Below are 16786 nucleotides of genomic sequence, written 5' to 3'. Positions count from 1 at the left end.
GGCATCCCTCTACGCCTTCTGCATCACCCTTGAACCCGTGCCCGTGGTGTCGGAGCTGCGAGTTGCCAGGCCGAGTCGCCGCGACCCGGCCTGGCAAGTCGCAGTGAGGCGATGAGGAGCACCACCGCGACCGATGCCGTCACAGGCGTCGTGCCGACGACCAGCAGTCCGACGATGGCGACGGTGCCCACCGCACTCGCGGTGACCAGCCGACCTGCAGAACGCGTGGGCGTGGGAATGCGTCGTGCCTCGATCCCGGCGAGCAGGAAGGCGATGCCCGCGGTCAAGGCGACCACGGTCACGAGCCACAGCGGCCTCGTCATCCACCACTCGATGCTGCTGGGCTCGGGCAGAGCGATGCCGGTCGTCATGGCGAACACCGCAGATGCGCCGGCCATCGCGAGGAGCACCGGCATGTGCCAGAGATAGATCGTCATCGCACGTGGGGTGACGAAAGTGAGGAACCTGCTGGGTAGGGGGAGTCGGCTCCACGACGCGACGCGATCGCGCAGGATCGAGAGCAGCATGGTGTGCGCGACTCCGACCAGCAGCAGAGAGGCAGTGGGAGGGTTGATGTTCGCGATCAGGTCGGGGGAGTAGGTGCCCGTGAGGAACGTGGTCACCAGGGCGGCGACGGCGGAGATTCCGATCACGATCCGTGTGCGGCGGGTGAGAGCGTCGATCCGGCCCTCGGCGAAGAAGAAGCCGAGCTGCTGCAGTGCGAGCCAGACGAACGCGAGGTTCACGAAGCCGACGCCGTCGATCCCAGTCGCATTGCGCACGGCATCCACCGCCACGGCCGCGGCGACGATCAGAGTGATCGTGATCCACGGGGCGCGTCGGTGCGCGGCCGCGAACAGCGGCAGCAGAGCCTGGCACAGCAGGAAGACACCGAGGAACCAGAGCGGTTGCCCGTAGCGATAACCGGCGATCGCCACGAGATCAGCAGGAACCCCGTTCGCGAGAAGCACTGTCAGCACGATGCCGACGACGCCGATCGTGACGACGGCCGGCAGGACGAGCCGGTGGATGCGAGCCGCCACGAACTCCTTCGCGGTGCCGCCGCGCTGCTGCGCGCGCCGCAGCGATGTGTATCCGGCGAATCCGCCGATGACGAAGAACAGCGGCATGACCTGCAGCACCCAGCTCAGCGGAGTGATCCACCAGGATCCGTCACTGGCGTTGGCGAAGAGAGGACCGGAGTCGGTGACTGTGACGCCCACCATCATCGAGTGCAGCAGGACGACTCCGAGCACGCACAGCGCTCGGACGAGATCGATGCCGGTGTCGCGTGTCGCTCTGGTGCTGCTCGATCGCGGTTCTGCGATGGCCATGAAGTCCTCCTCGGTGGGTGTTCGAGGAGGTTATTCATCCGGCGGGTCGAGCCGCATCAACCTGCGGGTTCGTCGTGACCCCTACCGCAGTACGGAGTTCTCAGGCTGGTTCGGCGAGCCCGGTGTCGTAGGCGAAGATCACGGCCTGCACGCGGTCGCGCGCGCCGATCTTCGCGAGCACCTTGCCGACGTGCGTCTTCACGGTCTGCTCGGCGATGAACAGGTTCGCGGCGATCTCATTGTTCGAGCGGCCCTGTCCGATGAGGACCAGGACCTCTCGCTCGCGGTCGGTGAGTTCGGCGAGCAGATTGCCGGATGCTGTGGTGCGCGGCTTCTGCGCCGCGAACTGCGCGATCATCCGCCGGGTGACGCTCGGAGACAGCAGCGCGTCACCCGCGGCGATCACGCGCACCGCGTGCACGAGTTCTTCCGGCAGAGCGTCCTTCAGCAGGAACCCGCTGGCGCCGGCCTGCAGCGCGTCGTAGACGTAGTCGTCGATGTCGAACGTGGTGAGCATAAGGATGCGCGGCACCTTGGCGGCGGGGTAGCCGGGGCCGAGGATACGCCTGGTCGCCTCGATCCCGTCGAGTTCAGGCATCCGGACGTCCATCAGGATGACGTCAGGATCGAGCCTGGCTGCGAGCGCCACGGCCTCAGCGCCATCCGAGGCCTGGCCGGTGACCGTGATCCCCTCGTGAGCGTCGAGGAGCGCGGCGAAGCCGGCGCGCACCATCGCCTGATCATCGGCGATGAGGACTTCGATGCTCACATGCTCTCCTGCTTCGACACCCACGGAAGCACAGCAGCAACCGTCCAGCGGCCGTCCGCACCCGGACCGGCCTCAAGAGTACCGTCGACCAGGGCGACCCGTTCCCGCATGCCCCGAAGGCCGTGCCCTGCGGACTGCGCAGCGCCTGACGAACCGGCGGCCTCGTCTGTCGCGGTCGAATTGTGCACGCGAAGGCGGATCGTCGTGTCATCGGTGCGGACGCTCACCGAGACACGGGAGCCTGGGGCGTGCCGCACGGCATTGCTCAGTGCTTCCTGGACGATGCGGAAGGCGGCGATCTGAACACTCCCCGGCGCCGCGGTGACGTCGGCGGTGACGAGTTCCAGCCCGACGTCGACACCGGCGCGTCGGATGCTGTCGACGAGCGCCGGAATGTCGCCGATCCCCTGTTGCGGGGTGAGCTCAGCGGATTGGTCCTCCGTGCGCAGGACACCGAGCAGTCGCCGCATCTCGGTGAGCGAGGAGCGGGCCGTGGCCGCCAGATCGTCGAACTCGGTGGCGACATCGGCAGGAAGATCAGGCAGTCGGTACCGCGCTGTGGAGGCCTGCACCTGGATCACCGACATGCTGTGCGCGACCACATCGTGCAGTTCACGGGCGATCCTGGTGCGTTCCTCGACGAGTTCGCGCCGTGCCTGCTCTTCGGCGGTGTGCGCACGTTGACGGGTGAGCTCGTCACCCAGACGGAGCCTTCCTGCCAGCAGCACCGCGATCAGGTAGATTCCGCCGACGACCGAAGTCGTGACGATCAGTGAGTTCGCGCTCGGCACGGTCGGCAGCATGATCGACGCCACGAGTCCTGATGCCGTGCCCGACCCCAGCATGATCAGTCCATGGCGCCACCCGTGCTGGAACGTGAGAGCGGCGACGGCGACGGCGAAGGTGATCAGCATCGGCACCGACCACGGCCAAGGCGCCTGGACTGCAGCGTCTCTGCTGATCGTGAGAGGGATCAGCACTGCGGCGACGGTGAACATGATGATCGCCAGGTTCGGATACTTGACGCCGACCAGGGCCGCAGCCACCGCGACGGCGGCGAGCAGCATCATGACCGGCACCGGGCTCGCGTACAGGGCGACGTGCACGGGGACGGCGACCGAATACAGCGTCACGGCGACAGCCGAGAGGATCACGATCATGACGGTGCGGCGGTCGAGCGGACGGCGAGCTGCCTTGTCGCGCGCCTTCTGCTCGCGCTTGTCGTTCTTCCTGTCGCGTTTCAGCTCGCGCTTCTCGAGTCGGGCGGCCTTCATGGGAGTCATCCTGTCACCCCTGCGGGCTCGACGGCGCGCACCTCGTCGTCTGCGGCGGATCCGGAATCGACAACGGTGCGGCGTCGGCGGATCGCCGCTGCCACCCGATCGATCGCGAAGCCCAGCACCAGGGCGAAGGCTACGCCGAAGACCGCGCTGAGCAGCGGCTGATCCTCGAGCCAGCGGCCGGCAAGCAGGCCGATGCCGGCGCTGTACGCAGCCCACATGATCCCGCCGACCACACTGAGCGGCAGGAAGCGTCGCCACGAGTAGCCGAGAGCGCCAGCCGACATGTTCACCGCGACCCGACCGATCGGGATGTAGCGTGCACCGAGGATGAGCGGTGCGCCGCTGCGCGAGAGAGTGCGCTGTGCGCGTTCGAACGCGGCCGCGACCTTGGGACGGCGCATCCAAGTGAATCTCGTGGTGCCGACCGACCGACCGATCGCATACGCGATGTTGTCGCCGATCATCGCACCGAGGGCTGCGACGGCGATCAGCAGCGGCATGTTCGTCTCGCCGGTGGATGCCGCGACGGCTGCTGCGGCGACGAGTACGGTCTCGCTCGGAATGGGCGGGAAGAAGCCGTCGATCACCGCAGTCGCGAACATCACGAGGTAGAGCCACGGAGAGGCGGCGGCTTGGAGGATGAGGTCGTTGATGATGTCCACCCGTAGAACGTACGTATCGGCCGGGTACGCTCACATCACCCTCAGGTATCGACTTCGTCATACTCCGGAGGTGTCTTGTACGTGCTGCTGTGGGCGTCCTGACAGACGAGCCGACCTATACTGAGAGGCTGGCCCATCGGTCAACTTCCCACCCTGACGAAACGGACCATTGCTGTGCTTGCCGTGCACGACCTCGAGATTCGCGTTGGCGCCCGCCTCCTCATGGACGGCGTGTCGTTCCGCGTCTCCGACGGCGACAAGATCGGTCTGGTCGGTCGCAACGGCGCCGGCAAGACCACTCTGACGAAGGTGCTCGCGGGCGACCTGCTTCCTTCGGACGGCAAAGTGACTAAGTCCGGCGAACTCGGGTATCTCCCGCAGGACCCCCGCACCGGTGACCCGGAGATGCTGGCACGCACGCGCATCCTCGACGCACGTGGCCTCGGCACGATCCAGCTCGGGATGACCAAGGCCGCCGAGGACATGGCCTCCGACGACCAGAAGGTCGCGGACAAGGCGATGCGCCGATTCGGCAACCTCACCGAGCAGTTCGAGGGACTCGGCGGATACGCCGCCGAGGCGGAGGCGGCCTCCATCGCCAACAACCTCTCGCTGCCGGACCGGATCCTCGACCAGCCGCTCTCGACCCTCTCCGGTGGTCAGCGCCGACGCATCGAGCTCGCGCGCATCCTGTTCTCCGATGCCCAGACGATGATTCTCGATGAGCCGACCAACCACCTCGACGCCGACAGCGTCGTGTGGCTGCGTGAGTTCCTCAAGAACTACAAGGGCGGGCTGATCGTGATCAGTCACGATGTCGAACTCGTCGGCGAGACGGTCAACCGGGTGTTCTACCTGGACGCGAACCGGCAGAACATCGACATCTATAACATGAACTGGAAGAACTACCTTCGTCAGCGGGTCGCCGACGAGGAGCGCCGCAAGAAGGAACGCGCGAACGTCGAGAAGAAGGCGACGACGCTGCAGCAGCAGGCCGCTCGCTTCGGAGCCAAGGCGTCGAAGGCCGCCGCTGCGCATCAGATGGTGGCGCGTGCAGAGAAGATGCTGGCCGGTCTGGATGACGTGCGCGAGGTCGACCGCGTGGCCAAGCTGCGCTTCCCGAAGCCCGCACCCTGCGGAAAGACGCCGATGATGGCGACGGGCCTGTCGAAGTCCTACGGTTCGCTAGAGATCTTCACCGATGTCGACCTCGCGATCGACCGCGGTTCGAAGGTCGTCGTGCTCGGACTCAACGGTGCGGGCAAGACGACCCTGCTGCGAATGCTGGCCGGCGTCGACCAGCCGGACACGGGGGAGTTGCAGCCCGGCTTCGGCGTGAAGATCGGCTACTACGCGCAGGAGCACGAGAACCTCGACGTCGAGCGGTCAGTGCTGCAGAACATGGTGTCGGCTGCGCCCCACATCACCGAGATGGAGGCGCGCCGCGTACTGGGCTCGTTCCTGTTCACGGGTGACGACGTGCTGAAGCCCGCAGGAGTCCTCTCCGGTGGCGAGAAGACTCGACTCTCGCTGGCGACCCTTGTCGTGTCATCCGCGAATCTGCTGCTGCTCGACGAGCCCACGAACAACCTCGACCCTGCATCGCGCGAGGAGATCCTCGACGCTCTGGCGCACTACGAGGGCGCCGTGGTGCTGGTCTCGCACGACCCTGGCGCGGTGCAGTCACTCAACCCCGAGCGCGTGCTGATCCTGCCCGACGGCGTTGAGGACATCTGGAGCCAGGAGTACCAGGACCTGATCGAACTCGCGTAACGCGCTGCGCGCTGCGCGTGACTGTTAGCGTCGAGGCATGCAGAAGCAGCAGCTGGCGAAGTCGTTCGAGAACATCGGCGAGGACTACGACCGGTTCCGGCCGGGGTTCCCCGATGCCGCCGCAGGCGAGATCCTTCCATCGCGCGTGAGTACGGTGCTCGACCTCGGAGCCGGCACTGGCAAGTTCACCGGACTTCTCTTCACGCGCGCTGATCGGGACGCGCGGCCTGCTCTGGAATCACTCGGATCCTGACTGCGCGTGGGATCGCGCCTGCCACAGCAGTTCGAGCTCCCGATGCTGACCGACGTATTCGTCTACACCGCGACCTGATCCTCGGCTACAGCATCCGCTCGGAGTCAGTTCACCCCGAGGAACGAGCGGTCGGTGAGGATGATGGGACCGTCCTCGGTGACCGCGATCGTGTGCTCGGAGTGGGCGCCGCGAGAGCCGTCGACGCTGCGCAGGGTCCAGCCGTCCGGGTCTGTCACGAGTTCGTCGGTGGTGGCGAGCAGCCACGGCTCGATGGCGAACACGAGACCTGAGCGCAGTGGGAAACCGCGGCCGGCGCGGCCGTCGTTCGGGATGTGCGGGTCGCCGTGCATGATACGGCCGACGCCGTGTCCGCCGAAGTCGGTGTTGATGGAATAACCTTCGCCGTGCGACACCGCGGCGATCGCCGCGGAGATGTCGCCGATGCGGTTGCCGATCGTGGCGGCGGTGATCGCAGCATCCAGCGCCCGCTCGGTGGTCTCGATGAGGCGGAGATCCTCGTCGCGCGGCGTGCCGACGACGAATGACACGGCGGAGTCGGCGACCCAGCCGTCCACGGAGACCGCGAAGTCCAGTGTCACGAGATCGCCGTCGCGAAGCGTGTAGTCGTGGGGGAGTCCGTGCAGGACTGCATCGTTGATGGAGGTGCAGATGACCTTGCCGAACGGGCTGGCACCGAACGAGGGGTGGTAGTCGATGTAGCAGGATTCGGCGCCCTGCTTGCGGATCATGTCATGCGCGCGGCGATCGATCGAGAGCAGATTCGTTCCGATCTTGGTCTCATCGCGCAGCGTCGCCAGGGCCTCGGCCACGAATCGTCCGGCCGCTCGCATCTCGTCGATCTCGGCAGGGGTGCGCAATTCGATCATGGTGTTCCTCTCGTCTGTTCCATTCTCCCCGATGCGCGCAGCCTGTCCGATCCGCGCAGTCCATGCTCACAGCGAACACCCGCCGTGCGCGCAGGAGAGCGTCGTACGATCTCAGCATGTGGTTGCGACGCGCGTTCTATCGGTGGCTCATGCCTGCGGCTGTCGTGCTGCCGTTGTGGTTGCTGATCGGCTGGGGCATCTTCAACGCCGGCGGGTGGGCATTCCTCTGGGTGCTGTTCATCGCGATCCCCTCCGTGTTCATCGGTCAGCTCGCCCTCACTCTGCTGGTGCGCGCCCGTGCATCGGTGCGCGAGACCCGCATGCTCTCGTGGTGGGATGTGCTGGGCTTCGGTGTCTGGCACGCGTTGACGATCGCCGTCGGCTGCTATCCGCAGACGTGGTTCCCGCTGCTTCTGACCGCCGCCATCGCGGTGGCGCTGGGGCTGTTCTGGCTCGCGCTGCGACAGCTGTGGAACGAGGCGCGCGGTGCGGGCGGGGGCATCCGCGTCACGATTCCCACCGTCGGTGCTCCGCAGCCGGAGGCTGAGACCGAACGCCCCCGTCGCGCGCCCGCCGACAGCGAGGTGTTCGTGATCCGGGAGAAGCCCGCCTCCGAGCGCTGATGCGTGTTTTGGTGCCGTGCCGGATCCATGGCAGAATGGATCTTTGTGCCGTTACCGGCTCTGCCTCAGGGGAGCCCGCGGTCGCATCACGCGCCGTCAAGCACACATTCTCGTAATCCTTCCATCCCATGCATCCGACCTGAGGCGAGTGCAGAGAGAGACGATCATGCAGATCCTGGATGCCGTCGACGCGGCTTCGCTCCGTTCCGACATTCCTGACTTCAACCCCGGTGACACCGTCAAGGTGCACGTGAACATCACCGAGGGCACCCGCTCCCGTGTCCAGGTCTTCCAGGGCATCGTCATCGGCCGTCAGGGCGATGGCGTGCGCGAGACCTTCACGGTCCGCAAGATCAGCTTCCAGGTGGGCGTCGAGCGCACCTTCCCGGTGCACAGCCCGGTGATCGACCACATCGAGGTCGTCACCCGCGGTGACGTGCGTCGCGCGAAGCTCTACTACCTCCGCGAACTCCGCGGCAAGAAGGCCAAGATCAAGGAGAAGCGCGGCTGATCGCAGCTTCTTCGCAGAGCACCCCGGGACACAGCGTCCCGGGGTGCTTTCGTTCACCCCGGAGTGTGCGAACCTAGATGGTGCCGTCAGAGCGCGGTGCGAAGACCCTCCTGAAGGAATGCGATGACGACTGAATCCGCCCCCGACGTGCGCCGCAAGAGGCGACGCGGATTCCTGATCTTCCTTCGAGACGTCCTGGTGATCATCGTGATCGCCGCGCTCGTGTCCTTCCTCGTGAAGACATTCGTCGTGCGCTCGTTCTACATCCCCTCTGCCTCGATGGAGCGCACACTCCTCGTCGACGACCGGATCCTGGTCGATGAGCTGACGCCGAACTGGACGGGGTACTCGCGAGGCGATGTGGTCGTGTTCGAGGATCCGGGGGGATGGCTGCCAGCGCGCGTGCAGGAGCCGGCCGGTCCGCCGCTGATGGAAGCGATCGATTCGGCACTCACCCTCATCGGACTCTCCGCCTCGGACAGCGAGGATCATCTGGTCAAACGCCTGATCGGCCTGCCCGGGGACAACGTCGTCTGCTGCAATTCACTCGGACAGATCGAGATCAACGGCGCCCCGATCGACGAGCTGTCGTACCTGAATCTGCCCGAGGGCGACACGGCGGCATCCAACGAGCCGTTCGATGTGACTGTGCCGGAGGGCTCGCTCTGGCTGATGGGTGACAACCGGGACCGTTCTCAGGATGCACGCGCGCACCAGGATCTGCCCAGCGGGGGATTCGTCCCTCTGGACAACGTGGTGGGCAAGACGTTCCTGACCACCTGGCCCCTCGACCGGATCGGCACGGTCGACGGCCATCGCGAAGTGTTCAACGGCGTACCTGATCCACAGTGATGACTGTCGTCGCGCCAACGCTCAGGCTCGAGCGCAAACTGCTCGCCGAGTTCGACCTCATCATCTCGCTCGACGAAGTCGGTCGAGGCGCGCTTGCAGGTCCCGTCGCGGTCGGCGCGTCGGTCATGGACGCTGCCGGCTGCCGTCGTCGCGTCCCGGAGGGGCTGCGCGACTCGAAATTCGTCACCGAGAAGCGCCGACCCGAAGTGGCCGCCCGCGCCGCGGCCTGGGTACAGGCATCCGGTGTCGGCTGGGCGAGCGCCGCCGAGGTCGATGACGGAGGCATCATGCGTGCGCTGGGACTCGCGGCATCCCGTGCGATCGATGCCGTCGTCGCACTGGGCGCCTCGCTCGACGGCGCTCTGGTGATCCTCGACGGCAACCACGACTACGTCTCGCGTGTGCACTCCGCGCCGCTGCAGGTGCGCTCGGTGATCAAGGGCGACCGCGACTGCGCCTCGGTATCGGCGGCATCGGTCATCGCCAAGGTCGCACGAGATGACCACATGAGCGCACTTCACGTCGATCACCCGGCGTATCAATGGGACCGCAACAAGGGCTACGCGAGCCTCGAGCACCGCGCGGCGATCCGCGAATCGGGGCTCTCGCCGTTCCACCGTGCGTCGTGGGCGATCGCCGATGCCCCTACTCTCTTCTGAACTCGTAGGATGGACTCATCATGGACGAAGAGGCATTCGACGATTACGACCGCGAACTCGAACTCGCACTGTTCCGCGAGTATCGCGACGTCGTGGGGCAGTTCCAGTACGTCGTCGAGACCGAGCGCCGGTTCTATCTCGCGAATGAGGTGAACGTGGTCCGCCGCGACACCGAGCACGACTTCTACTTCGAGATCTCGATGACCGATGTCTGGGTCTGGGACATCTACCGCGCCGATCGCTTCGTCAAGGCCGTGCGGGTGCTGACGTTCAAGGATGTCAACGTCGAAGAGCTGCAGCGGCGTGAGTTCGAGCTTCCCGAGGAGCTCTCGCTCGACGGCAAGTGACTCTGTCGGCACCGAAAATCATTCCCTTACCGGATCCCCAGGTCGCGTGAATCACGCTGATCACGGTTCTATCATCACGCGCATGCTGTCTCCATGGCAGCCAAAGACGACCTCGGACGTGCGGGTGAAGACCGCGCCGCACAGCACCTGGCGACGCACGGGTATCGCATACTCGACCGCAACTGGCGCTGCGCGCAGGGCGAGATCGACATCGTCGCCGAGCTCGACGGCATCCTCGGCATCGTCGAGGTCAAGACCAGGCGCAGCACCGGATTCGGCCATCCGTTCGACGCGATAGACGAGCGCAAGAGGCAACGGCTCTGGCGGTTGGGATACGCGTGGGCCGGTGAGCATCGTGATCTCGCGAGACATCGGATGCTGCGCCTCGAGATCATCGGGATCGTCGGCGCCGACCCCGCCACCGGCACGCTCGAGCACTTGGTGGATCTGCGATGAAGACGGCGCGAACCTGGGCAGTCGCTCTCACCGGTGTCGACGGGCACCTCGTCGAGATCGAGGCGGACGTGTCGAACCAGACACCGGGTTTCAAGATCGTCGGCCTGCCGGACAAAGCGCTGGGCGAGGCCGCGCAGCGCGTGCACAACGCGGTGACGAACGCGCACCTGGAGCTGACTCGTCGCAGGCTCACGGTGAATCTCTCGCCGGCGAGTCTGCCCAAGCACGGCAGCGGATTCGACCTCGGTATCGCGATCTCCGCGGTCGCGACCGGGGGAGTGCTCAACGCCGGGTCGATCGCGCGCACCGTGCATATCGGCGAACTCGGCCTCGACGGCAGGGTGCGTCCGGTGCCGGGCGTGCTCCCCGCCGTCTTCGCCGCTGCACGCGCGGGGTTCGAACAGGTGATCGTGCCCCACGCGAACGCGGCGGAGGCGCGACTCGTGCCTGGGATACGGGTGCGCGCCGCGACCACGCTTGCGGAGGTGGCGATGTGGCATGGTGCCGACCTCGCACCCGTCGAGGTCGAACCCGTGACTGCCGCGGTCGCGCCGCCTCACGAGCCGGAGAGCCTCGATCTGGTCGATGTCGTCGGACAGGACGAGGCAGTCGAGGCGCTGATCGTCGCTGCTGCCGGTGGACACCACCTGCTGATGAGCGGTCCGCCAGGGGCGGGGAAGACGATGCTGGCGCGCCGGTTGCCGGGCATACTCCCGCCGCTGGACGAGGATGCTGCGCTGGAGGTCGCGTCCATCCGATCGCTTTCCGGTGCAGCCGTCGACGTTCTCGACGCCCTGCCGCCGCTTGAGGCTCCGCATCACAGTGCCTCTGTGGCGGCGCTCGTCGGAGGGGGATCGCGGGCCGTCAGGCCGGGGGCGATCGTGCGGGCGCATCGCGGGATCCTGTTCCTCGACGAGGCGGCGGAATTCTCGCGCGTCGCACTCGATGCGCTGCGCCAGCCGTTGGAGACGGGGAGCATCGAAATCGACCGCGCCGGTTTCCGTGCGCGTTTCCCCGCACGGTTCCAGCTCGCTCTGGCGACCAACCCGTGCCCGTGCGGAAACTACGGCGTGCGCGGAGCGGAGTGCATCTGCCCGCCGATCGCGATTCGGCGATACTCGGCACGGCTCTCCGGACCGCTCAGGGATCGCATCGACATCGATCTTCAGGTCGCACGCGTCGCGGCCTCTCGGGCGACAGCGTCCGAGCGATCGGGGACGACCACGGCTGAAGCACGAGGTCGGGTGCAGGAGGCGAGACGGCGAGCCGGCTTGCGATGGGCGCAGACGCCGTGGACCGTGAACGCCGAAGTCGCCGGCTCGCATCTGCGGCAAGAGGCTCTGCGATTGCCGTCAGACGTGCGCGCACCGCTCGACCGGGCGCTTGAACGCGGGCTGCTCACGCTCCGCGGTTACGACCGTGTGCTTCGCCTCGCGTGGACCATGGCGGATCTCGCCGGAGTGGACCGCCCGGGACACGACGAACTCGGGCGAGCGCTCTTTCTGAAGAAGGGACTGATCTCATGATGGATGCTCTGCTCGGAGACGCCGAGGTCTGCGCCGTGGCACGCAGCGCTCGACCGGAGAGTGAGGCGGCCGATACCCTGGCACGGGTCGCATGGGGAGTGATCGCCGAGCCGGGTGACGGTGTGGCAGGGGCTCTGATCGCGCAGCTCGGCGCCGAAGAGGCGATGCGTGTCGCGCTGGACGACTCCCGTTTCGCCCTGTCGGACCGTGTCATCGGTGAAGCTCAGCGGCGGTGGCGACCACGCGCGCGACCTCGCGCCGTTTCGGAATCGCTCCACGGCGCACAAGAGGTGCGAGCGCGACTGCTGCTGCCCGGTGACGAGGAATGGCCCGAGTCGCTCGACGACCTCGGGGACCATGCGCCGGTGCTGCTGTGGGTCCGAGGCGATGCGAGCCGACTGATCACGCCCGAGCGCGTGTCGATCGTCGGAGCGCGGGCGGCGACCGGCTACGGCGAATCCGTCGCGGCCGAATTCGCCGGTGATCTGGCGGCATCAGGCACGCTCGTCGTCTCCGGTGGTGCGTACGGGATCGATGGCGCTGCCCATCGGGCAGCGCTCGGAGTCGGGGGCGGGACCGTCGCATTCCTCGCGGGCGGCGTCGACCGCGCGTATCCGGCCGGACATCAGCAGCTGTTCGAACGCATCCAGGCATCCGGTGCGATGGTGAGCGAGCTCCCGTGCGGCGCGGCTCCGACCAAGTGGCGCTTCCTCGCGCGCAACAGGCTCATCGCTGCTCTCGGGATGGCGACGGTGGTGGTGGAGGCGGGCTGGCGCAGCGGATCGTTGAACACCGCAGGGCACGCAGCCGCGCTCGGACGGCCGTTGGGATCAGTGCCGGGACCGGTGACATCCGCCGCATCTGCCGGCTGTCATCGGCTGTTGCGCGAATATGACGCGCGTTGCGTCACGAGCACCGCGGAGGTGCGCGAGCTGCTCGGCCTCGACGCGAACGGCAACGGTGGTCGTGGTGGGGGAGAAGGGGTGCGTATCGACCCCGACCAGACCCGTCTCCTCGATGCCATGAGCACCCGCACCGCACGCTCATCCATCGAGCTCGCCCGGATCTCGGGGTTGTCGGAAGAACGTGTCCGTGCGCTGCTGGGGCTGCTGTCGTTGGATGAGCGCGTGCGGAGCGATGAGGCGGGATGGCGCCTCGGCGTCGCATGATCTCCCCTGGTCCTCCGTGCCGGGCTCCGACTGCGCCACGGCGAGGCGCGGCGCACCTGCGACCCTGGAGGGCATGCTGGTCTCATGGATCTGAACGCCGCTGCGGATGCGTTCACCGCACATCTGACGCAGGTGCGCAGGCTGTCGCCCGCGACGGTGCGCGCGTACCGGTCGGATCTGCATGATCTCTCGGATGCCGTCGGAGAGAGTTCGCTCGCCGATGTCGATCTCGAGACGCTGCGGGACTGGCTCTGGCGCGCGACCCGACGCGGCGACGCGCGCGCCACGTTGGCCAGACGAGCGGCGGCCGCTCGTTCCTTCTTCGCGTGGGCGAAGGACGAGGAGCTGATCGGTCTGGATCCGAGCCTGCGACTGGTCGCGCCGAAGCGCGGCCGCACGCTTCCCGCCGTCGCATCGAAAGACGGCATGCGCGATCTCCTCGACGCGCGTCGGGAGACGGCAGCGGATGGCGACCCCATCCATCTCCGCGATCATGCGATCCTCGAGCTGCTGTACGGCTCCGGCATGCGGGTCTCGGAACTCTGCGGGATCGACATCGACGATCTGGACCTCGATCGCGCCACTGTCCGGGTAGTCGGCAAAGGATCCAAGGAACGGGTCGTGCCATACGGCATCCCCGCCCGCGACGCGCTCGGCGCGTATCTGACACGGGGTCGCTCCGTGCTGGTCGCCCGCGCCGAACGAACCGCGCCCGCCGTGTTCCTCGGCGCGCGCGGCGGACGCCTCGGCCCGCGCGCGGTATACACGCTGGTCGCCCACGCGCTGGGTCCGATCATCGGCGCCGAGGCCGTCGGGCCGCACGCACTCCGGCATTCCGCCGCGACGCACCTGCTCGACGGGGGTGCGGATCTGAGAGCAGTGCAGGAGATCCTCGGACACGCGAGCCTGGGAACCACCCAGATCTACACGCACGTCTCTTCGGAGCGACTCACAGCGACCTACCGACTCGCGCACCCGCGAGCCTGAGCGAGTCAGGCGCACCGGTCCCGGTGCCCGAGACGCCGGTCGGCCCGCAGCACGGCAGGAGGATCGCCCGCGGCACCTCCCCGAACAACAGCATGGGGTTGATGTACACGTCGCGGTACCGCACGCCGAGGTGCAGCTCGCCCGCTGGGGTGTGACCGCCCCGCGCGACCGTGCCGATCTCCTGGCCCGCGACGACCACCGCACCAGGCGAGAGCGTCGATTCGAGTGGCTCGAACGTCGTCACGAGCCCGTCGCCGGTATCGAGTGTGAGCAGCGGCCGATCCACGACCACTCCGCGGAACGCCACGACTCCGTCCGCCGGCGCACGCACGACGGTGCCGACCGGGGCCGACATGTCGATCCCACGATGGCCGGGACCGTACTCGTGCGCGGGTGCGCGGAACGGCGTCGTCACGGTGCGCGCGCCGTCGACGGGCCAGGTCCACGGCGGGTCCGGCGTCGGTGGCCCGACAGCGGCACCGGGCAGCATCACCAGCAACAGCAGGAACGCGATCGCTCGTGGGACAGTGAAGTTCCGCCGGTCGCAACTGCTCTGGGCTCGCATCGGACCATCTTGGAGCATGCGTGAGTGATGCGCAGTGGGAAACCCGCGTCCGGGGGATAACGCCGGAGGACTGCGGCCTGTGCAGGAGCAATCGATGGCGACTGATCCTGTACACTGGAGGTCGCACCTCGAACTTCGGGGTGACTACGCGTGCCCAGAGCGATCGACGTCTGCAAGGACAAGGTCGTGGCATCCACTCCCTCAGGTCCTGCTCGCAAGAGCGGGTGGGCGTGTGCCGGGCGCCAGGCATGCCGATCACCCGATCGGCGACACAACCTCAACGGCGCTGAACGCGCCAGAACCAGGAGACGACCATGGCTGTGGTCACCATCCGCCAGCTGCTCGACAGCGGCGTGCACTTCGGACACCAGACCCGTCGGTGGAACCCGAAGGTCAAGCGCTTCATCCTCACCGAGCGCAGCGGCATCCACATCATCGACCTGCAGCAGTCGCTGGGCTACATCGACAGCGCCTACGACTTCGTCAAGGAGACGGTCGCGCACGGCGGCACCATCCTCTTCGTCGGCACCAAGAAGCAGGCTCAGGAGATCCTGGCAGAGCAGGCCACGCGCGTCGGCCAGCCCTTCGTGAACCAGCGCTGGCTCGGCGGACTCCTCACCAACTTCCAGACGATCTCCAAGCGTCTCGCACGCATGAAGGAGCTCGAGGAGCTCGACTACGAGGTTCCGGCCAACAGTGGCTTCACCAAGAAGGAACTGCTGCTCAAGAAGCGCGAGCTCGACAAGCTGCACAAGTCGCTCGGCGGTATCCGCAACCTCACCAAGACGCCTTCGGCTCTGTGGGTCATCGACGCGAAGCGTGAGCACCTCGCCATCGACGAGGCCAAGAAGCTCGGCATCCCCGTGATCGGCATCCTCGACACGAACGCCGACCCGGACGACTTCCAGTACCCGATCCCCGGCAACGACGACGCGATCCGCTCCGTCTCGCTGCTGACCCGCATCATCGCCGACGCCGCGGCCGAGGGCCTGCAGCAGAAGCACAACCCCGAGTCGGGTGACGCTGAGCCGCTGGCCGAGTGGGAGAAGGAACTCCTCGAGACTCCGGCCGACGCTGCTGAGGCTCCTGCCGCTGAGGCGACTGAGGCTCCTGCTGCTGAAGCGACTGAGGCTCCGGCTGAAGAGGCTGCCGCTGAGGTTCCTGCTGCAGAGGCGACCGAAGCTGCTGCCGAAGAGGCTCCTGCCGTCGAGGCGACCGAGGCTCCGGCCGAGGCAGCCGAGGCCGACGCCGCCAAGTAATTCCGCGTACACACACATCACGAAGCAAGGAGCCACCACACATGGCCAACTTCACCATCGCTGACATCAAGGCGCTGCGCGAGCAGCTCGGCACCGGAATGGTCGACACGAAGAAGGCGCTCGAGGAAGCCGAAGGCGACCGCGAGAAGGCCGTCGAGATCCTCCGCCTCAAGGGTGCGAAGGGCAACGCGAAGCGCGCTGACCGTTCCACGAGCGAGGGCCTCGTCGTCGCACGTGAGCAGGACGGCAACGTCACGTTGATCGAGCTCGCCTGCGAGACCGACTTCGTCGCGAAGAACGAGCGCTTCATCGCGCTGGCGGACAAGGTCGCCGATGCTGCTGCCGCAGCCAAGGCGAACACGGTCGAGGAAGCCCTCGCGGCATCCGCGGGCGACCAGAGCGTCGGTGAGCTGATCTCGGACGAGGCAGCCATCATCGGCGAGAAGGTCGAGCTGCGCCAGGTCCGCACGGTCTCCGGCGATTCCGTCGAGGTGTACCTGCACCGCACGAGCAAGGACCTGCCGCCGCAGATCGGTGTCGTCGTCGCCTACTCGGGTGACGATGCAGCGACCGCGCGCAGCATCGCGCAGCACATCTCGTTCGCCAACCCGTCCTACCTCGACCGGGGCTCCGTCCCGGCCGACGCCGTCGAGAAGGAGCGTGAGATCGTCACCGAGATCTCGCGCAACGAGGGCAAGCCCGAGGCTGCTCTGCCGAAGATCGTCGAAGGCCGCGTCTCCGCTTTCATCAAGCAGGTCGCACTGCTCGAGCAGGACTACGCCAAGGACAACAAGCTCTCTGTCGCCCAGGTGGCGAAGGATGCCGGTATCACCGTGACAGACTTCGCACGCTTCAAGGTCGGCGCGTAGCA

The 16786-nt window shown here is 66.9% G+C and carries 19 protein-coding genes; 13 read left to right on the top strand and 6 right to left on the bottom strand.

All coding sequences use genetic code 11. The annotated features are described in order from the left end of the window. Positions 1-23: 23 nt before the first annotated feature. From JF52_RS0114340 to JF52_RS0114325, 4 genes are all read right to left on the bottom strand, one after another. Positions 24-1334, bottom strand: a complete 1311-nt coding sequence (locus tag JF52_RS0114340) for an acyltransferase family protein (protein ID WP_052167059.1) — start codon at positions 1332-1334, stop codon at positions 24-26. A gap of 100 nt (positions 1335-1434) precedes the next feature. After that, positions 1435-2103: a response regulator gene (locus tag JF52_RS0114335; RefSeq protein ID WP_033107240.1), complete on the bottom strand. Its 669-nt coding sequence runs from the start codon at positions 2101-2103 to the stop codon at positions 1435-1437. Next, the gene (locus tag JF52_RS0114330) at positions 2100-3377 is read right to left on the bottom strand and encodes a sensor histidine kinase (protein WP_052167058.1); all 1278 of its coding nucleotides are present in this window, start codon (positions 3375-3377) and stop codon (positions 2100-2102) included. The genes JF52_RS0114335 and JF52_RS0114330 overlap by 4 nt, the downstream gene beginning before the upstream one ends. A 5-nt stretch (positions 3378-3382) precedes the next feature. Then, positions 3383-4048 carry a DedA family protein gene (locus JF52_RS0114325; RefSeq protein ID WP_052167057.1) on the bottom strand — a complete coding sequence of 222 codons (666 nt, stop codon included), beginning with the start codon at positions 4046-4048 and terminating at the stop codon, positions 3383-3385. A 174-nt stretch (positions 4049-4222) separates the two neighbouring features. Here JF52_RS0114325 and JF52_RS0114320 point away from each other — a divergent pair, with 174 nt between their 5' ends. Together JF52_RS0114320 and JF52_RS0114315 are read left to right on the top strand one after the other, a co-directional pair. Further along, a complete protein-coding gene (locus tag JF52_RS0114320; RefSeq protein ID WP_033107239.1) occupies positions 4223-5821 on the top strand; it encodes an ABC-F family ATP-binding cassette domain-containing protein in 1599 nt (532 codons plus the stop codon). A gap of 37 nt (positions 5822-5858) precedes the next feature. Beyond that, positions 5859-6074 carry a class I SAM-dependent methyltransferase gene (locus JF52_RS0114315; protein WP_033107238.1) on the top strand — a complete coding sequence of 72 codons (216 nt, stop codon included), beginning with the start codon at positions 5859-5861 and terminating at the stop codon, positions 6072-6074. A 104-nt stretch (positions 6075-6178) separates the two neighbouring features. Here JF52_RS0114315 and map read toward each other — a convergent pair whose 3' ends face one another. Then, complete coding sequence (gene map / locus JF52_RS0114310) at positions 6179-6961, bottom strand: type I methionyl aminopeptidase (RefSeq protein WP_033107237.1); 783 nt, start codon at positions 6959-6961, stop codon at positions 6179-6181. Positions 6962-7077: 116 nt separating this feature from the next. Between map and JF52_RS0114305 the strand changes: the two genes are divergently transcribed. From JF52_RS0114305 to JF52_RS0114265, 9 genes are all read left to right on the top strand, one after another. Beyond that, the gene (locus tag JF52_RS0114305) at positions 7078-7584 is read left to right on the top strand and encodes a hypothetical protein (RefSeq protein ID WP_033107361.1); all 507 of its coding nucleotides are present in this window, start codon (positions 7078-7080) and stop codon (positions 7582-7584) included. A gap of 166 nt (positions 7585-7750) precedes the next feature. Continuing rightward, complete coding sequence (gene rplS / locus JF52_RS0114300; protein ID WP_033107360.1) at positions 7751-8095, top strand: 50S ribosomal protein L19; 345 nt, start codon at positions 7751-7753, stop codon at positions 8093-8095. A 123-nt stretch (positions 8096-8218) separates the two neighbouring features. Continuing rightward, positions 8219-8947: a signal peptidase I gene (lepB, locus tag JF52_RS0114295; protein WP_033107236.1), complete on the top strand. Its 729-nt coding sequence runs from the start codon at positions 8219-8221 to the stop codon at positions 8945-8947. Further along, positions 8947-9606 carry a ribonuclease HII gene (locus JF52_RS0114290; RefSeq protein ID WP_033107235.1) on the top strand — a complete coding sequence of 220 codons (660 nt, stop codon included), beginning with the start codon at positions 8947-8949 and terminating at the stop codon, positions 9604-9606. The genes lepB and JF52_RS0114290 overlap by 1 nt, the downstream gene beginning before the upstream one ends. A 20-nt stretch (positions 9607-9626) precedes the next feature. Beyond that, positions 9627-9953 carry a DUF2469 family protein gene (locus tag JF52_RS0114285; RefSeq protein WP_033107234.1) on the top strand — a complete coding sequence of 109 codons (327 nt, stop codon included), beginning with the start codon at positions 9627-9629 and terminating at the stop codon, positions 9951-9953. A 93-nt stretch (positions 9954-10046) separates the two neighbouring features. Continuing rightward, positions 10047-10409: a YraN family protein gene (locus tag JF52_RS0114280; RefSeq protein WP_033107233.1), complete on the top strand. Its 363-nt coding sequence runs from the start codon at positions 10047-10049 to the stop codon at positions 10407-10409. Beyond that, positions 10406-11935: a YifB family Mg chelatase-like AAA ATPase gene (locus tag JF52_RS0114275; protein WP_033107232.1), complete on the top strand. Its 1530-nt coding sequence runs from the start codon at positions 10406-10408 to the stop codon at positions 11933-11935. The genes JF52_RS0114280 and JF52_RS0114275 overlap by 4 nt, the downstream gene beginning before the upstream one ends. Continuing rightward, positions 11932-13104, top strand: a complete 1173-nt coding sequence (dprA, locus tag JF52_RS0114270) for a DNA-processing protein DprA (RefSeq protein ID WP_033107231.1) — start codon at positions 11932-11934, stop codon at positions 13102-13104. The genes JF52_RS0114275 and dprA overlap by 4 nt, the downstream gene beginning before the upstream one ends. Positions 13105-13188: 84 nt before the next feature. After that, positions 13189-14091, top strand: coding sequence for a tyrosine recombinase (locus tag JF52_RS0114265; RefSeq protein WP_033107230.1), 903 nt, complete (start codon positions 13189-13191; stop codon positions 14089-14091). Here JF52_RS0114265 and JF52_RS0114260 read toward each other — a convergent pair. Next, a complete protein-coding gene (locus JF52_RS0114260) occupies positions 14054-14656 on the bottom strand; it encodes a murein hydrolase activator EnvC family protein (protein ID WP_084595869.1) in 603 nt (200 codons plus the stop codon). The genes JF52_RS0114265 and JF52_RS0114260 overlap by 38 nt on opposite strands. A gap of 314 nt (positions 14657-14970) precedes the next feature. On the opposite strand from JF52_RS0114260, the gene rpsB reads away from it, so the two are divergent. Both rpsB and tsf read left to right on the top strand, forming a co-directional pair. Continuing rightward, complete coding sequence (gene rpsB / locus JF52_RS0114255) at positions 14971-15915, top strand: 30S ribosomal protein S2 (protein ID WP_033107229.1); 945 nt, start codon at positions 14971-14973, stop codon at positions 15913-15915. A gap of 41 nt (positions 15916-15956) precedes the next feature. After that, positions 15957-16784, top strand: a complete 828-nt coding sequence (gene tsf / locus JF52_RS0114250; RefSeq protein WP_033107228.1) for a translation elongation factor Ts — start codon at positions 15957-15959, stop codon at positions 16782-16784. The last annotated feature ends 2 nt before the right edge of the window (positions 16785-16786 follow it).

Source organism: Microbacterium profundi, assembly GCF_000763375.1.
GTDB lineage: Bacteria > Actinomycetota > Actinomycetes > Actinomycetales > Microbacteriaceae > Microbacterium > Microbacterium profundi.
The sequence above is the reverse complement of the archived record's forward strand: the minus strand, read 5'-3'. Positions and strand labels throughout refer to the sequence as shown.

Excerpts from the sequence above, each read along its gene's own strand:
- JF52_RS0114340 (WP_052167059.1), bottom strand. The coding sequence starts at position 1,334 with ATGGCCATCGCAGAACCGCGATCGAGCAGCACCAGAGCGACACGCGAC.
- JF52_RS0114330 (WP_052167058.1), bottom strand. The coding sequence starts at position 3,377 with ATGAAGGCCGCCCGACTCGAGAAGCGCGAGCTGAAACGCGACAGGAAG.
- JF52_RS0114315 (WP_033107238.1), top strand. The coding sequence starts at position 5,859 with ATGCAGAAGCAGCAGCTGGCGAAGTCGTTCGAGAACATCGGCGAGGAC.
- map (WP_033107237.1), bottom strand. The coding sequence starts at position 6,961 with ATGATCGAATTGCGCACCCCTGCCGAGATCGACGAGATGCGAGCGGCC.
- JF52_RS0114305 (WP_033107361.1), top strand. The coding sequence starts at position 7,078 with ATGTGGTTGCGACGCGCGTTCTATCGGTGGCTCATGCCTGCGGCTGTC.
- rplS (WP_033107360.1), top strand. The coding sequence starts at position 7,751 with ATGCAGATCCTGGATGCCGTCGACGCGGCTTCGCTCCGTTCCGACATT.
- lepB (WP_033107236.1), top strand. The coding sequence starts at position 8,219 with ATGACGACTGAATCCGCCCCCGACGTGCGCCGCAAGAGGCGACGCGGA.
- JF52_RS0114290 (WP_033107235.1), top strand. The coding sequence starts at position 8,947 with ATGACTGTCGTCGCGCCAACGCTCAGGCTCGAGCGCAAACTGCTCGCC.
- JF52_RS0114285 (WP_033107234.1), top strand. The coding sequence starts at position 9,627 with ATGGACGAAGAGGCATTCGACGATTACGACCGCGAACTCGAACTCGCA.
- JF52_RS0114280 (WP_033107233.1), top strand. The coding sequence starts at position 10,047 with ATGGCAGCCAAAGACGACCTCGGACGTGCGGGTGAAGACCGCGCCGCA.
- JF52_RS0114275 (WP_033107232.1), top strand. The coding sequence starts at position 10,406 with ATGAAGACGGCGCGAACCTGGGCAGTCGCTCTCACCGGTGTCGACGGG.
- dprA (WP_033107231.1), top strand. The coding sequence starts at position 11,932 with ATGATGGATGCTCTGCTCGGAGACGCCGAGGTCTGCGCCGTGGCACGC.
- JF52_RS0114265 (WP_033107230.1), top strand. The coding sequence starts at position 13,189 with ATGGATCTGAACGCCGCTGCGGATGCGTTCACCGCACATCTGACGCAG.
- JF52_RS0114260 (WP_084595869.1), bottom strand. The coding sequence starts at position 14,656 with ATGCGAGCCCAGAGCAGTTGCGACCGGCGGAACTTCACTGTCCCACGA.
- rpsB (WP_033107229.1), top strand. The coding sequence starts at position 14,971 with ATGGCTGTGGTCACCATCCGCCAGCTGCTCGACAGCGGCGTGCACTTC.
- tsf (WP_033107228.1), top strand. The coding sequence starts at position 15,957 with ATGGCCAACTTCACCATCGCTGACATCAAGGCGCTGCGCGAGCAGCTC.